We start from the raw sequence: 14,449 nt of genomic DNA on the forward strand, positions 1-14,449 counted from the left end.
CACTCTAGGTTGACGACACCCCTGTTCGTCAACTGTCGATTGACGCTCGCGGCCGCAGGTCGGCGTCCACGAGGTCGACGAGCCCGACGAAGCCGAGCCGGGCGTAGAGCGCGTTGCTCGTCGGGTTGTCGAGGTCGGTGAACAGCAGGACCTCGTCGGCGCCCCGCGCCCGCGCCTGCTGTGCCGCCGCCGCGGTGACCGCCGCCCCGTGCCCGCGGCCGCGGTGCTCGGGGCGCGTGTAGACGGGGCCGATCCGGGCGGTCCCGAGCACCACCGGCGACGCCGACGCGTAGCCGACGGGCCGGCCGTCGGGGACCGCGACCACCACCCGGGACTCGTCGATCGCCACGTCCAGCGCCTCCCGCTGCGGCGGCGGGTCCTGCGGGGTGGCCTGGTGGTGGAACTCCCACAGCCACGACCACAGCAGGTCGCGGTCGGCGTCACCGGCGAGCCGCGTCGAGGTGGGGTCGGCCGGGAGCCGCAGGCGCGCGAGGCGGTGCAGCCGCTCGGTGACGACCGGCTCCCAGGTCGCGTCCCAGGCCGCGGCCAGCTCGCCGACGGTCGTGGCCGGGCCGAGCACCCGGTGCGGGCAGGGCTGCTGCGCCGCCCACGCGACGGCGGCCCCCGGCGGCATCGCCGAGACGACCGGGCGGTGCCGCGGCGTGTGGACGAGGACGGCCGACGTGCCCACACCGTCGTCCCACCAGGCCAGCGCGCTGGGCCCGCCGAACGCCTCCGGGCCGCGGCGGCGCAGGGTGTCGACGATCGTCAGCTCGATCGTGGCGGCCACGCGGTGCGCCGCGAGGAAGCCCGCGGCCGCGGCCCAGAACTCCTCGACGTCGTCGGTGACCGTCCAGCCCATGGCCGGCTAGCCGATCCAGAACCGCAGGGTCGCGGGAGCGCCGGTGCCGTGCGGGCGCGACGCCGGCCACCCGGGGTCGGGCTGCCCGCCGCAGCGGGTGATGACCGCGAGCGAGCCGGGGTTGTCCTCGCGGCAGGTCACGAGGACGGGACCGACGCCGCGGGCGCGCAGCAGCGCGATGCTCCCGCGCAGGATCGCGGTGGCGTAGCCCCGCCGGCGCTCGCCGGGCAGGACCGCGTAGCCGACGTGCCCGCCCTCGACGCAGAGGGTGTCGTTGAGCATGTGCCGGATCGAGGTCCGCCCGACCACCCGCCCGCCGACCTCGGCGTAGAGGAACGTCATCGGCACCCGGCCCGGCGGCAGGTCGACGCCGCGCTGCTCGCGGTCGAGGCGGTCGAGGTAGGCGAGCCACGGTTCGCCGTCGGGCCAGAGCCCGAAGTCGAAGCCGTCGGGGGCCAGCGCCGACTGGGCCGCGCGCGCGAGCGATTCGTCGGACGGGCGCGGGGCGCGGAGGACCAGGTCGTCGGACGAGCTGGTGTCGGGGCTGGCGTCGGGGCTGGCCACCGGCCCAGCCTGGCCCCGTCGCCGCCGCGCGGCACGCCGAGGGTGAAGTGGCCCACGCCTCGCCCGGGAGGAGGCGGCGGACGGGGGACGATGGAGGTCCCGACGAAGGAGACCCGCGGTGTCCGCGATGCGCACGGACCAGGCCCCCGCCGCCCACACCGATGTCACCCGGCACCTCGCCAACCTCCGCGACGTCGGCGGGATGACCACCGCCGACGGCGGCCGGACCCGACCCGGCGTGCTGTGGCGGGCCGACGCCCCGCTCGCCGGCGACGACACCCTCGGGCCCGGCGGGCTCGCGTGGCCGCCCGGCAGCGTCGTCGACCTGCGCAACCCCGCCGAGCTCCGCGACCCGCACCCGCTGCCCGCCCTCGGCGCGGAGCTGACCTCCCTCCCGCTCATCGAGGCCCTCGCCCCGGCCGAGCAGGCCCGCGGACGCCGGGGCGAGCTGGGCGTCGACGAGCTCTACCTGCTGCTCGTGCGCATCGGCGAGGCGTGGCTGCCCCAGCTGTTCGGGGTCGCGGCGCACGGGCCGGGCCCGGTGCTCGTGCACTGCGCGGCGGGCAAGGACCGCACCGGCGTCGCCGTCGCCCTGCTGCTGCGCGCGGCCGGCGTCGACCGGGCCACCGTGGCCGCCGACTTCGCCGCCACCAACGACCACCGCGTCGCCCTGCGCGACCGCCTCGTGGCCCAGGGCGCGGTCGACCCGGGCGTCGAGGCGAGCCGGATCGGGGTCACGCCCGCGCACCTCGACCCGGTGCTCGACCTCGTCGACGACGACCCGCGCGCCCCGCTGCACGAGGCGGGCGTGCCCGACGCGGACATCGAGGCCTGGCGCGCTCGCCTGGTCGAGGGACCGGCCTAGGTCCATCCGGACGCACCGCGCCGAGACGCTGTGGCGGGGCACAACGGCGCCGTCGTGATCTCTGTGCGTCGGCACAGTGCCCGGGGCGGGTGCGGGCCCGAAGACTGGAGGTCATCCCGGGCCCCCGCCCGGTGGCGCCGAACCAGCTCGAGGTGACGACGATGAACCCCCCGACGACGTGTCCGTGCTGCGGGGTCGTGGTCATGCCCCCCGAGATGTCCTACGACTTCGACGGCGAGACCGTCGCGTCGCTGACGCGCGAGGTGGCCTACCTGCGCGCCACCGTGGCCCGCCTGCGCGGCGTCGCCCGGCCCACGGTGCTGCCCCTGCCGCGCACCGGCCAGACCGTCAGCGCCGCCGTCGGCACCGCCGTCGACACCGAGGCCGTCAGCGCCTGACCCGCCCGCCGGCCGCCGCGCGCAGCCGCGCGAGAGCGGTCGCGGGATCCGGCCCGGGCCAGCGCACGACGACGCCCTCGACCAGGTCGGCGGCCTCCGCCACCAGGTCGGCCGCGAGCGCCAGGCCCGTGTCGGCGGCGCCGGGTCCGTCGCCGGCGCGACGCATCGCCTCGACCACGGCGTCGGGCACGACGACGTCGGGCACCTCGTGGTGCAGGTGCTCGGCCTGCGCGTAGCCGGTCAGCGCGCCCACCGACGCGAGCACCGGGACGCGCCGCCCGGCCGCCTCCAGAGTCTCGACGACCGCCCGCAGCCGCGCGATCTCGAACACCGGGCGCGTCACGAGGAACTCCGCGCCGGCCTCGACCTTCGCGACGGCCCGCTCGGCCTCGTGGGCGAGGTCGTCGGTGCCGGGCGTGACCCGGGCGCCGAGGCGGAACGCGGTCGGCGTGCCGAGCTCGGCGCCGTCGGCGTCGACCCCGCGGCCGAGCCCGGCGGCGAGCCGCAGGAGGGCGAGCCCGTCGACCTCCCACACGCCGTCGCGGACGGCCTGCTCGGCGTGCACCGGCGGGTTGCCCGTCTCGCAGACGAGCGTGCGCAGGCCCAGCGCGTGCAGCCCGAGCAGGTCGGCCTGCAGCGCGAGCATGCTCGTCTGCCAGCTCGTGACGGTCAGGACGGTGTCGACGTCGACGCGGTCGTGCAGGTGCACCCCGAGCGCCGCGGTGCTCGTGCTGGCGCGCCGCGTCCGCGAGCGGCTGACCCACAGCACCGACGCGCCCCCGGCCACGGCGCGGCGGGCGCGGGCGAGGTGCTCGTCGGGGCCGCCGGCGCCCGCGACCTCGGCGGCGACGAGGAACTCGCGGCCCGACCGGCGCGGGCGCAGCCAGCGCTCCACGGCGCCGCGTCCGGGACCGGCGCCGTCGGCGGTCTCCTCGGGCACGGGCGCGGGCGCCGACGGCCTCGCGGGCCGGCGGGGTGCGGGCGGGGCGCCCGGGCCCGGCGGGCTCGCGGGCGGGGACCAGGCGTCGTGGGTGGTCAGCGCCCGCGCGGCCGCCGCGATGTGCTCGGGCGTCGTGCCGCAGCACCCCCCGACGAGGCGCGCGCCGGCCTCGACGTAGCGCAGCACGTAGCGGGCGAAGTGCTCGGCGTCGCCGGCGAAGCGCACGCTGCGGTCGGCGACGACGTGCGGCAGCCCGGCGTTGGGCTGGGCGGAGAGCACCGGCCCGTCGGTCGGGCCCATCCGCCGCACGACGTCGAGCAGACCCTGGGGGCCGAGGGTGCAGTTGGTGCCGATCGCGACCGCGCCCGCCCCGGCCAGGCGCGCGACGACGGCGGCGGGCGACTCCCCGGCCGTGGTGACGTGCCCGGCGTCCTCGTCGACGAAGGTGGCCTGGGCGACGACGGGCAGGTCGGTCACCTCGCGCACCGCCCGCACGGCGGCGAGCAGCTCGTCGGCGCGGCTGAAGGTCTCGAGCACGACGAGGTCGACGCCGCCCTCGACGAGCGCCTCGACCTGCTCGCGGACCGCGGCCGCGGCCCGCACGGGGTCGGTGGGCGCGGTCTGGCCCGGCGGGGTCACCGGCGACACGGACCCGGCGACCCAGGCCGGGCGGCCCGCCCCGTCGCGCACCGCGGCGGCGAGCCGGGCGCCCGCCAGGTTGATCTCGCGGACCCGGCGGGCGAGCCCGTGGCGCTCGAGGCGGGGCCGGGAGGCGGCGAAGGTGTGGGTCTGCAGGACGTCGGCGCCGGCGGCGAGGTAGCGCTCGTGCAGGGCCGTGACCAGCTCCGGCGCGACGACGCAGAGCTCGGCCCCGTGGCCCTCGACCCGCCCGCCGCTGGCCCGCGCCAGCGTGCCCATCGCGCCGTCGGCGAGCAGCACGCGGCGCGCGAGCGCGTCGGCGAAGGACTCGCTCACGCCTCCATCTCCCCGAGGATCTCCAGTGCCACCTGGGCGGCGAGGCGGTCGCGGTAGGCGTCGAGGTCGAGCCCGCTCTGCTCCTCGGCGCGCCGCAACCGGTAGCCGACGGTGTTCGGGTGGACGTTGAGGGCCTTGGCGACCCGCTGGGGGCTGCCGTCCTCGAGGAAGTAGCGGGCGAGGGTGCGCAGCAGCTCGACGGTGCGCTCCGACCGGTCGGTCGCGAGCCGCCCGAGCACCTCGTGGGCGAAGGCGCGGGCGGCCTCGGGATCGGAGATCTGGAGCAACAGGCGGTGCACGCCGAGGTCGTCGAAGCGCAGCACCCGGCCGCTGCGCCCGAGGCGGCGGGCGGCGACGAGGGTGCGCCGGGCCTGGTCGTAGGAGGTGGCGATCTCGCCGGGCTCGCGGACGGTGCCGCCGACGGCGACGGTGACCGGCCAGCGCGCGTCCGGGTCGGGCACGCGGCCGCGGGCGAGGCGGCGGGCGCAGGCGGCCCCGACGGCGGCCGGGTCGGCGGCCTCGGGGACGACGGCGACGGTCTCGGTGTCGCGGACGACGGTCAGCGCGGTCGGGGCGGTGGCGAGCAGGTGCTCCTCGGCGTCGCCGAGCAGGCTCGCCGGCCCGGCGCCGTCGACGGCGTCGTCGTCGGGCGACACGACCACCACCCGGTGCGCGACGCCGTGGTCGTAGCCGACGTGCTCGGCCCACTGGGCGGCCTGGTCGGCGTCACGCGCGCGGTCGAGCAGGAGCCCCGAGACGAGGTCGCCGCGCACCTGGCCGGCGGCGGTGGCGAGCACCCGGTCGCGCCCGGCCAGGACGCCGACCACGGTCGCGGCGTGCTCGGCGACCAGCAGCAGGGCGTCGTCGCCGGCGAGGGCGTCGGGGCGGTCCCGGGCGGTGGTGTCCTCCTCGGCGAGCACGAACGCGGGCACCTCGCGACCGAGCAGCACCGGGGCGACGACCTGCACGAGGTGCCCCGGCCCCGGGACCCGCAGCGCGCGGCCCGCGCTCGCGGCGACGTCGAGGGTGCGCGGCCACACGGCGGTGCGGGCCTCGGCGCGGACCAGGGCCGACGCCTCGGCGGGGCCCGTGCCCGGCGCGGCCGCGGCGAGCACCTCGCCGGCGGGGCCGACGACGGCGGCGAGCACCCCGAGCTCGCCGGCCATCACCGTCGCCACGGCCTGGGCGTCCGCGGCGGGCCCGGCCACGAGGCCCGAGAGCCGGCGGTAGAGCCCGACGAGCCCGCGCGGCCCGGCGCTCGGTGCGGTCTCCGGTGTGGTGTCCCGTGTGGTGTCCCGGGTGGAGTCCGGACGTGCGGGGCCGATCGCCCGCGCCTCCCCCGTCGTCACGCCTTCATCCTGCTACGCGGCGGCGCCGCGCGCGGGCCGTCCTCGCCGGGAGCTGCGGGGCCCCGCGCGGCCGCGCACCCGAGGACGGGTCATGATCGGTGCCCCACACCGACCCGGGAGGACCCGTGACCGACCCGTCCGGCAGGGCGCCACGCATCGCCGTCGTCTTCTACTCCGCGACCGGGAACGTGGCCGCGCTCGCCGAGGCCCTCGCCGGGGGCGCGCGGGAGGCGGGCGCCGAGACCCGGGTGCGGCCGGTCGCCGAGCGCGCCCCGCGCGAGGCGATCGAGGCCAACCGGCGGTGGAAGGCGTGGGTCGACGACAACCCGTACGACACGCTCGCCTCGCTCGACGACCTGGAGTGGGCCGACGGTCTCGCGCTGGGCAGCCCGACGCGCTTCGGCAACAGCGCCGAGCAGCTCAAGGCGTTCCTCGACACCACCGGGGGGCTGTGGGCGCAGGGCAAGCTCGCCGGCCTCGTCGGGACGTCGTTCACCAGCGCCTCGACGGGCCACGGCGGGCTGGAGGCGACGATCCTGTCGATGAACAACGTGCTCTACCACTGGGGCGCGCTGGTCATGCCGCTCGGCTACGCCGCCGACCCCTCGTTGATGTCGTCGGGCAACCCGTACGGCGCGTCGTGGGTGTCGCGGAAGTCGGCCGCGCCCGACGACGACGCCCTGCTCGCCGCCCGCGTCCAGGGCACCCGCCTCGCCCAGGTGGCCGCCAAGCTGATCGCCTGACCGGCCTGATGTGAGTGATTTTCCCGGCGATAGCCGTGAAGATCGCTCACTTGTGGGGCCGCTCGCTCTGACCTGCAGTTCTGGACCCGCGCATGGTCGTGACCAGCACTTTCCCTGTCAACGGCAACTGTCTACCTGGCGCCCGCTAACACCCTGTCGGACGCATGTATGCCTACGCAGTGCCTACGAAGTGGATCACTGTCGGTGCCTACGTCCCGTCGCTGGTCTGGGCGGTGCCCGGTGCTCGCATCGCTCCCGAATCTCGGAGGGCGCGGAGTCACTCGTCGGCGCGCTCGGCGGGGTGGTCGTGGCGGTCGAGGAACGCGGCCCCTTCCCGCTGCGTCCGGTGCGGCGCGAGCCGGTCGGCGAGCAGCGCGACCCGGGCGTCGCTGAGGGCCGATCCGCTCGCGCCCGTGAGGTCGGCGACGTGCACCGCGAGCGCTGGAAAGTTGGCAGTCGGGACCCGGTCCGCAGACCTAGAATCCGTCCGCATGGCCACTCTCCAAAATCCGATTCCGGTTCCCGCGTCGGAGTTGGGCGCATGGCGATCCGCTATGAGGGACGTCCAGACCACGATCGGCGACTACTACCGAGAGACGGCCCGCACTGACGATTTGGATGCACTCGCCACCCGTGTGCGGACCTGTGTTGGGTTCATCCAGAGGGTGAACGACCTCCTCGCAGGTCAGGAGAGCCCGGCGAGAGCCGACTACTCCTCGATGCTTGCGAGCCCGATAGACACAAGAATCGAAATCATACAAGCATTCAGGTATGCAAGACACATAACCCAACATCTCCTCCATCCCGTGAAACCTAGAGCATCAGCTCTTATTGGCGGGACCGAGGTTGGAATGCGTATCTACGCGATTTGGGCAAGAGGTGCCCAACGACGTACACCGGAAACTCTACCCGGGTACACAGGCTTTGAAGCCCCACTACGACCGACACCTGAACGGAAAGGAAGTCACCGAGACCTTCTTGGAGGCTGCCCGCTTCTACTTCACCATCTGCCCTGACATCGTGCATCGCGACGCTACCGGTGAGTGGACCGGATTTCCCCTCGCACACCAGGCAGGTGTCTCAGGTCGCCTCCATCCCGAGGAACCTACCGACGAATCGGCCGCACGGACGTGGCTCAATAGAAGACGGCCAGGTGGCGAGCGCCGAGTGATCGTCGGAAGCCTGCGCCCGGAGGGGCAACCGACCCTTCTCTATGGGTTCACCTTTGCGCAGAGGTGCTCTTTCTCGCCGTTCTTCGAAACTCCCGAGCAGGTCAATACCGATATCGGACTTGGATACCTCTACCACGTCGCCGACGTCCTCGCGCATGTGACGGATCGAGCAGCAGGCTTTCGGCTTTCGGGTCGGGCCGTCTTCTGCAGTGACGTCAAGATCTCGAACTGGGCAGGAGACCCGATCGAACGAGCGCCGGAATTACTTCCGGACGCCACACAGGACTGGATCAATTGGCAGATGATGTCGCAAGAAGATTTCCTAACCCGGCGCGAGCGCCGTCTGAATGCGTCGGTTCCAAGCCTTTGAGCCACCTTGCCTCTGCCGACGAATAGCGCACAGAGACGCCCACGACGCCGCGATTGAGCCGACCGGCAATTTCGCCTACATCGGCCTCTACGGAATCGGTCGAACGGCGCCAATCAGATTCGTTGACCACGCACTCGCCTTTCGCGGACTGATGTTGTCAGTTGCGGCCAGCGCCTGACATCATTCTCGCGAAAGGACGCATAGTCATGGGTCGTGGGGACTCGGCGGTGGTGCGAGTGGCGGTCGGTCAGACTCCACGGCTTTACCGCATCACCGAAGTGGCGCAGATATTCGGTGTCTCCCCGCGCACGGTCCGGCGGTGGATCGCGGACGGCACGTTGAGCGTCATCCGCTTGGGCCGCGTGGTCCGCATTCCCGATGACGAAATCCGCAACCTGCGGGACACGGCGTAACGAAAGGCAGTCAACCAATGACGACGGCGAGCAAGAGAACGGTGAACGACCGGGCCCGTCCGCTCCGGGATCTACTTGACGGCATCCTAGTGACGAAGCGGGAAGCGAAGCGCGCCGACATCGATGCGCTCCCGCTCATCGACGGGCTCACCGCCGACGAGGAACGGGACGTCCGCGAGCGGGTCGAGGACTACACGGCAGAAATTCTGGAAGCGGTGCAAGCCGGTCAGAACGGCGACGCGCGGACCCTGGTTCGCGAGGCGGTGGATGAACTCGGCGAGTACATCGGCGAGGACGAGAAAGACGATCCCCGGGTCCTGGCCGATCGTGTCCCTCGCACTGGCCGAACATCGCGGATGACGCGTGCCGACGCGATGCGTGACGACATCCCGTCCATCCCGCGATAGAGGTAGGCCACCATGGAATTACAGCGTGTGGAGAAAGCGACCAGCGCGGCGCAGATGGGAAACGTGCTCGCGCGAACCTTCGACCGGCTCGACTCAATCGGGCGCGGTGGTCTCCTCGCCGACGCGCGCAGGTACTTCGACCGGGCGGAGGATTTGCGGACCGCACGACTCGACGCACCAGATCGATTCGACGTCGACCGGCGAGCAGTGCTTGACGATCTCGTGTCAGGGGAGATCGAGCCGCTACAGGCAATCGAGCGTATGGCTGACATCTCTCGTGTAGCAGACCAGACAGGAGCGATTCCCTCTCTGCTCAAGGATGCGGGTGCTCGTGCGACAGTGCTGTCATGGAATGCCGTGACATCTCATGGTGATGGACTCGTGACAGACCTGCACGACATGATGCGAGAGCTCATCGAGGAAAGCGTCAAGGGCGCAGAGTCCATCCCTACGAGGGTGAAGAATGACGAGAATGCAGTAGAGGCAGGCACAGAGGCAGCGAGTGCATGGGCACAGATGAAGAGGCTGTATCTGAGATGGTGCGCAATCCATGAGATCGTAGAAGAGCTACGAGTTAATGGAGCACTACCTCACGTAGAGCAGGGATGGCCTACGTATCTGGGGAACGAGTACCGGTATCGGTATCCCGACCTGATCGACCCATGGCATTTCTGTGACGTCCCTTGGCCTCTACACATTGCCGAAGCGGCCCGACTCGGTGCAGAGCCGGGCATTTACGGCGTCGACGACGTCCGCACCTTTCGTGCGGAACGGGAGCGGTTGCCGCACGCTGCAACGGCGTGACCTCCCGGACAACTTCACAGCGCGGTTTCGGTAGGCGTCAAAGTCACCATCTCGGCCTTTCCTTCGCCTTCCCCCGAGATGGAGCCAAGCGGCCACCCCGGCATTTTCCTCCGAATGCGGACGCTGCGCCTCGCCGGAATCGGCAATTACGGACGGTGGCGGGTGCCTCCCCCCATGCCGGGCCGCCGACCGCCGCCGTAATGCACCAGCCGTTCTGCGTGCCAATTTCTCGTTGTTTCCGACCCTCTGACCCCGCGTAGGAGTGACCGAGCGTGACCGCCGAATGTGCACCCGATGGTCTCGATCCGAAAGCGCTGAAATTGTGGGAGGAAATTACCGATCGGCACGAATTGCGCCCGGATGAGGCGCGCATTTTGGAGGACGCGTGCCGTCAGGTTGATATCGTCGAACGCATCGAGAAGGAACTGAGTGACGGCGCGCTGACCGCTCGCGGCTCGCAGGGCCAACCGGTGCCCTCGCCGCTGCTCACCGAAATCCGACAGCACCGCTCGGTCCTTGCCGCGCTGTTGAAGCAACTCAAAATTCCGGAGGAGGACGACACACCGGCCCGCAGTCCCGCTGAGCGAAGCGAGCAGGCGCGCAAGGCTGCCCGTGCTCGGTGGGGCGTGCGAGGTGCGTAGGCGTGGACGGGCCGCTCCGGAGTTGCCCGAACGCCTGGCCGTATTCGATCCGGCCGCGTGGTTGCGGCAGGGAGAGGACTACTCAGACCCGCTTACGGTGCACTACTACGCTTTCCAGCGCTGGGCCTTTGACGTGCGCCAGCACGGCGCCAAGATTGCCGAGCAGAGAATCTCGTGGAGGCCGCGTAGGTGTGGCGGTTGCCGGTGCGAGGTCTGCGGCAACAAGACGTCGCGGCAGTGATAGGGCGCATTAGAGGTCCCGGTCGAGAAAAAGCCAGTCCATTGCGTCCACTGCGACGTGCGCGCCGAGGGGTTCTTGAGTGCTCTGGGATCGACGGCCGTAATCGTCTTGAGCCTCTACCACCCAACCGTTTGAACGGCGGGATATACGAACGGTCACCTTTTGGGGACTTTCCTTCGGCCACTGCAGCCGGTCAACTTCCCATTTACGCCAACCGACATGCTTTACGTCCTCGACTCGCGAGATGCTGCGATACAGAGCTTGTTCGACCGCTTCCTTATCAAAAGTCTCTAGAAGGCCGGATACCTCTTTTCCGGCAGCAATGACATTTTCTAGAGGGAACGGCAGCGCGGCGGATACGAATGCGTAAGACGAGTTCGTAGTCGACTCGCTCTTGTCCAGGTCGTATAAGTCGTCGCGAAGCGCGGCCATGAGATCGGCGTCGGCCTGCTGCGCTCTTGCGTACCGGACTCCACTCTCGCCTCTGACCGCCTGCTCCCACAGCGTCTTAGCCCACAGGTCGTGGAAGCGGAGGGAACGATCGAAGGCCGCACGGGCGGTCCGGGAGCCATATAAGGAGAGACCTCGCCGTACGTCCCGAAATTCACCGCGTTCAAAGTGATTGGTTGACTGCTCGACAATTTCTCTATATTGATACGGATTGGGAATTTCATCTTCGGCATCTCGCGTTTCGCGGAGGCCGTCGATGTACTTCACGGCCGCTTCGTAGGTTTCCACCTGCTTTTCCCACATTCGCAAGCGATGCTCACGTCTCTGCGTCGACCGGGCCGTCACGATCACAGCACCGATGGATGCCAGGGCGACAACGACAGACGATACGATCGTGACCCATGCAGGAGTCATGACAAGCGCCCACGTCCAGAACCCTCATTAAAGTGGACAGCGGACCACCCAGACTTTAGCGGCGAGTCGAAATTCGCGAGACCGACCGAACAGGAGGCGATGTGGCCCCGAAATACATCGAGGTCGTTGCCGTAGTCGAGCCGGTTCCGCCACGAGTCGCCCGTCACATACGGAGCCTGCCACACGGTCCGCAGCCAACCGGGCGCCGACCCGCCGGTCCGCCGCCTCTCCGGTGCACCCCGGACGAGTAGGCGCACGACACGCGGCGGCCGGTTATGAGTCGGGCGGCCGTGCGGGCGCAGCGCGTTCGCACTTCGACGGCGGTGCGCCCTCGGAGCCTTCGGTCGGGCGCGGCCCGGATAGCGCCCTGCCCAGCCTGGCCTTCGGCCAGGCACGGTAGCCCGCTACTCCCGGGATGTGCGGGGCAGACGTGCCCTCACTCGATCAGGTATACCTGCGGCCGAGCCTGGGGTCGCTGACCTGCGATTTCCGTTCCCGCATGCGGTGCGCGCCGGACCGTTACGTCGCTGACGCTAACGAGGGTTCGCCCCCATCGAAGATCTCCGCATGACCCACCCTCGCCTCGTCCTCGCCTCTGGCCTACTCAGTGCCCTCGTCGCGCTCGCGGTCGCCGGATGTACCGCTGCCCCAGCCTCCGCCCCGGCGCCGCCAACCGCACCTGCGCCGGTCGCTGCTTCGGCCGCGGCCGCTCCGGCGGTGTCCTCGACGGACCGCACATTCTTGACGGTCGTCCGAAGTCACGTGCCGCAATACCGAGGCCTTGCCGACAGTCTCGTGATACGACAGGGAACCCGCACATGCGCGGAGATGAGGGCGGGAATGTATCCGTGGGATATCCAAGAGAATTTCACAAACGGGCAGACCGGATACCTCACCGACGACCAGGCAATGAAGGTCTGGGCGACGAGCATCGTCGCGTACTGCCCCGAATTGCAGGGTGAAGGCTTCTGACCGGATAGAAGGTGCGAACCACCGTCCCGACGGTCCGCATCGTCCGCATGCCTGCCATTCGTGCTGGTCAGCGCTTTAGTTTCTGCGGACGGTCGGACAGGTCCAATCGTCCGCCGCCGCCTGGCCACCCCTCGCGGACGGTCGGCCTCTCGAACCGTCCGCGCGTTTCCGCAGGTCAGCACGCGATGCGGACGGTGCGGACGATTGGGACGGTCCGGAGCGCCTTCTATCCCCGTCCATCGGCGGGGCGTTTCCTCGCTCTCATGCGAGGTCAACAGAGGGAAGTGCGCCGCCACCGTCCGCACGGTCCGCACCGTCCGCGTCGTCGTCCACGTGGCGCAGCCGCACCATGCGCTTGCGCTCGCGTCCCTCGCGCTCGCCCTGCACAACTTCGACCCCGACTGACCGGAGCGCGGGTGTCACCCGCCGGAGCGCCCCGCCGACGGCCTTCGGGGTCCGTGGCCACCCCTGCGGTGGGCGGTCCGGGGTCAGCGCGAACAACAGGTCCCCAGCCGTGCCCGCCCACTGCCCACGCTTGACGGCGAGGTCGCGCACCGCCGACGCGAATGGGTCCGAGTCGATTACCGTCTCGGCGATGTCGGACGCCGTGGCGCCGTAGTCGGCGACGGTCGACCATCCGGTGACCTGGTCGAGCGCGGCGAGCACCACGGCGAAGTCGGCCATGCGTGGCAGGCCCGCCGGTGTGATCTTCGGCACCACGGCCAGCACCCTCGACAGCAGGTCGAGCAGCCCGCCGAGGATGCCGGGCGCCGCGTCGGTGAACGCGCGGGTGATCTCGGCGTCGGTCCGCCGGTCGGCAGGCGCGATCCGTTCGAGCTCAACTGGCAATAGCCGATCACCGAGGTCGCCGCGCAGCGCTCCGGCGTCGATCGAGGTGATCGCCAGCAGGCGCCGGAACGCGATCACCGAGACATCTGAGTCGGTGTAGAGCGCCCGGCCGGCGACCGCGTCGCCGGTCACCGCCCGACACATCGCATCTGAGAGCCACTCAGAGATCGAGGACATGTTGTCAATGCCGACCAGCCACGAGGCGGACGCGGCCACCGCCCACCCGCCCAGGTCGCGCGGCGCGGTCCGGGTCGGGGCCGGGGACGGGTCGATCAGGGTCGCCAGCAGCCGCAACAGCGTGGTCTTCGCGGTGCCCTGCTCGCCGAACACCCCGAGAATCGGATGCGGCAAGTCCGGCATCAGACCGGCGACCAACCACCCGACCAGCAGGCGCACCGTGCCCTCGTCGGCGTTGACAAGGGCAGCGAGCCGGTCCACCGACCCGCCCGCTACCGGCACCGGCAGCTCACCACTCAGCGCGGTCCGCCGGAACAGCACCGGTGAGCGCGTCAGCACTCGCCACCCGGCGGGATCGATCCGCACGCACCGCCCATCGGCGGTTCCCAGATCCAGCATCACCCCGTTGCCGTGGCGCGCCAGGCGTAGCGCCACCGGCTCCCGATCACACCTGCTGGCCTGCCCCTCGAGGACCGCGAGCGCGTCGGCCAGAGCGGACGCGGAGGCGGCAGCCCCGCAGCGGGCGAAGTACGCGTGCGCGAGCCGTTGTCGCAGACCCTCACGCCCTCGTAGCGGCAAGGCGACATTCGGCCCGTTGTGCTCGACGGCGTAGGGCGCGCCGTCCTCGCCGAGCAACATCCGATAGCGCTCGCTTGCCAACTCAACCAGGCGCGTCGCCACCGACGATCGCCGACTTGGTGGGACGTCACCGTTCCCCCGGTCAGCGTCCGTGTCGCCATCTTCACCGCCATCCTTGGTATCGAGTAGTCGGTGGACGCCCAGATCCGGATCGTCAGCGACCGCGAACCCATCGGAGTCGCAGTCGGGCTCCGCTGGCCACAC

16 protein-coding genes are annotated in these 14,449 nt (G+C 71.0%); 9 read left to right on the plus strand and 7 right to left on the minus strand.

Annotated elements, in window-relative coordinates; translation table 11 throughout:
• Positions 1-28: 28 nt before the first annotated feature.
• The gene (locus ACYX4T_RS15890; RefSeq protein WP_476010262.1) at positions 29-862 is read right to left on the minus strand and encodes a GNAT family N-acetyltransferase; all 834 of its coding nucleotides are present in this window, start codon (positions 860-862) and stop codon (positions 29-31) included.
• A gap of 6 nt (positions 863-868) precedes the next feature.
• On the minus strand, positions 869-1,426 hold the full coding sequence (locus tag ACYX4T_RS15895) for a GNAT family N-acetyltransferase (protein ID WP_476010263.1): 558 nt from the start codon (positions 1,424-1,426) through the stop codon (positions 869-871).
• Positions 1,427-1,553: 127 nt separating this feature from the next.
• Between ACYX4T_RS15895 and ACYX4T_RS15900 the strand changes: the two genes are divergently transcribed.
• Positions 1,554-2,291 carry a tyrosine-protein phosphatase gene (locus ACYX4T_RS15900; protein ID WP_476015294.1) on the plus strand — a complete coding sequence of 246 codons (738 nt, stop codon included), beginning with the start codon at positions 1,554-1,556 and terminating at the stop codon, positions 2,289-2,291.
• A 161-nt stretch (positions 2,292-2,452) separates the two neighbouring features.
• The gene (locus ACYX4T_RS15905) at positions 2,453-2,689 is read left to right on the plus strand and encodes a hypothetical protein (protein WP_476010264.1); all 237 of its coding nucleotides are present in this window, start codon (positions 2,453-2,455) and stop codon (positions 2,687-2,689) included.
• On the opposite strand, the gene ACYX4T_RS15910 is transcribed toward ACYX4T_RS15905, so the two are convergent.
• Positions 2,679-4,604, minus strand: a complete 1,926-nt coding sequence (locus ACYX4T_RS15910; protein ID WP_476010265.1) for a homocysteine S-methyltransferase family protein — start codon at positions 4,602-4,604, stop codon at positions 2,679-2,681. The genes ACYX4T_RS15905 and ACYX4T_RS15910 overlap by 11 nt on opposite strands.
• Positions 4,601-5,953, minus strand: coding sequence for a PucR family transcriptional regulator (locus tag ACYX4T_RS15915; protein ID WP_476010266.1), 1,353 nt, complete (start codon positions 5,951-5,953; stop codon positions 4,601-4,603). The genes ACYX4T_RS15910 and ACYX4T_RS15915 overlap by 4 nt, the downstream gene beginning before the upstream one ends.
• Before the next feature lie 125 nt (positions 5,954-6,078).
• Between ACYX4T_RS15915 and wrbA the strand changes: the two genes are divergently transcribed.
• A complete protein-coding gene (gene wrbA / locus ACYX4T_RS15920; RefSeq protein ID WP_476010267.1) occupies positions 6,079-6,696 on the plus strand; it encodes an NAD(P)H:quinone oxidoreductase in 618 nt (205 codons plus the stop codon).
• A 277-nt stretch (positions 6,697-6,973) separates the two neighbouring features.
• Here the strand turns inward: wrbA and ACYX4T_RS15925 are convergent, their stop codons facing one another.
• Positions 6,974-7,129, minus strand: a complete 156-nt coding sequence (locus ACYX4T_RS15925) for a hypothetical protein (protein ID WP_476010268.1) — start codon at positions 7,127-7,129, stop codon at positions 6,974-6,976.
• A gap of 446 nt (positions 7,130-7,575) precedes the next feature.
• On the opposite strand from ACYX4T_RS15925, the gene ACYX4T_RS15930 reads away from it, so the two are divergent.
• The 5 genes from ACYX4T_RS15930 (at position 7,576) to ACYX4T_RS15950 (ending at position 10,503) form a co-directional block, all read left to right on the plus strand.
• Positions 7,576-8,238, plus strand: a complete 663-nt coding sequence (locus ACYX4T_RS15930; protein WP_476010269.1) for a hypothetical protein — start codon at positions 7,576-7,578, stop codon at positions 8,236-8,238.
• 236 nt (positions 8,239-8,474) lie between these two features.
• A complete protein-coding gene (locus ACYX4T_RS15935) occupies positions 8,475-8,651 on the plus strand; it encodes a helix-turn-helix domain-containing protein (protein ID WP_476010270.1) in 177 nt (58 codons plus the stop codon).
• A gap of 17 nt (positions 8,652-8,668) precedes the next feature.
• Positions 8,669-9,058: a hypothetical protein gene (locus tag ACYX4T_RS15940; protein WP_476010271.1), complete on the plus strand. Its 390-nt coding sequence runs from the start codon at positions 8,669-8,671 to the stop codon at positions 9,056-9,058.
• A 27-nt stretch (positions 9,059-9,085) separates the two neighbouring features.
• Positions 9,086-9,862: a hypothetical protein gene (locus ACYX4T_RS15945; RefSeq protein WP_476010272.1), complete on the plus strand. Its 777-nt coding sequence runs from the start codon at positions 9,086-9,088 to the stop codon at positions 9,860-9,862.
• 272 nt (positions 9,863-10,134) lie between these two features.
• Complete coding sequence (locus tag ACYX4T_RS15950) at positions 10,135-10,503, plus strand: hypothetical protein (RefSeq protein WP_476010273.1); 369 nt, start codon at positions 10,135-10,137, stop codon at positions 10,501-10,503.
• 250 nt (positions 10,504-10,753) lie between these two features.
• Here ACYX4T_RS15950 and ACYX4T_RS15955 read toward each other — a convergent pair whose 3' ends face one another.
• Positions 10,754-11,461, minus strand: coding sequence for a hypothetical protein (locus ACYX4T_RS15955; protein ID WP_476010274.1), 708 nt, complete (start codon positions 11,459-11,461; stop codon positions 10,754-10,756).
• A gap of 714 nt (positions 11,462-12,175) precedes the next feature.
• On the opposite strand from ACYX4T_RS15955, the gene ACYX4T_RS15960 reads away from it, so the two are divergent.
• Complete coding sequence (locus ACYX4T_RS15960) at positions 12,176-12,580, plus strand: DUF732 domain-containing protein (RefSeq protein ID WP_476010275.1); 405 nt, start codon at positions 12,176-12,178, stop codon at positions 12,578-12,580.
• Between the two features lie 261 nt (positions 12,581-12,841).
• Here the strand turns inward: ACYX4T_RS15960 and ACYX4T_RS15965 are convergent, their stop codons facing one another.
• Positions 12,842-14,287 (minus strand): hypothetical protein, encoded by a 1,446-nt coding sequence (locus ACYX4T_RS15965; RefSeq protein WP_476010276.1) that lies wholly within the window; start codon positions 14,285-14,287, stop codon positions 12,842-12,844.
• Positions 14,288-14,449: the final 162 nt, after the last annotated feature.

The sequence above is a fragment of the Actinomycetospora sp. ABD4_176 genome, assembly GCF_056311855.1.

Coding starts and splice junctions, on each gene's coding strand:
- ACYX4T_RS15890 (WP_476010262.1), bottom strand. CDS start 862: ATGGGCTGGACGGTCACCGACGACGTCGAGGAGTTCTGGGCCGCGGCC.
- ACYX4T_RS15940 (WP_476010271.1), top strand. CDS start 8,669: ATGACGACGGCGAGCAAGAGAACGGTGAACGACCGGGCCCGTCCGCTC.
- ACYX4T_RS15900 (WP_476015294.1), top strand. CDS start 1,554: ATGCGCACGGACCAGGCCCCCGCCGCCCACACCGATGTCACCCGGCAC.
- ACYX4T_RS15960 (WP_476010275.1), top strand. CDS start 12,176: ATGACCCACCCTCGCCTCGTCCTCGCCTCTGGCCTACTCAGTGCCCTC.
- ACYX4T_RS15905 (WP_476010264.1), top strand. CDS start 2,453: ATGAACCCCCCGACGACGTGTCCGTGCTGCGGGGTCGTGGTCATGCCC.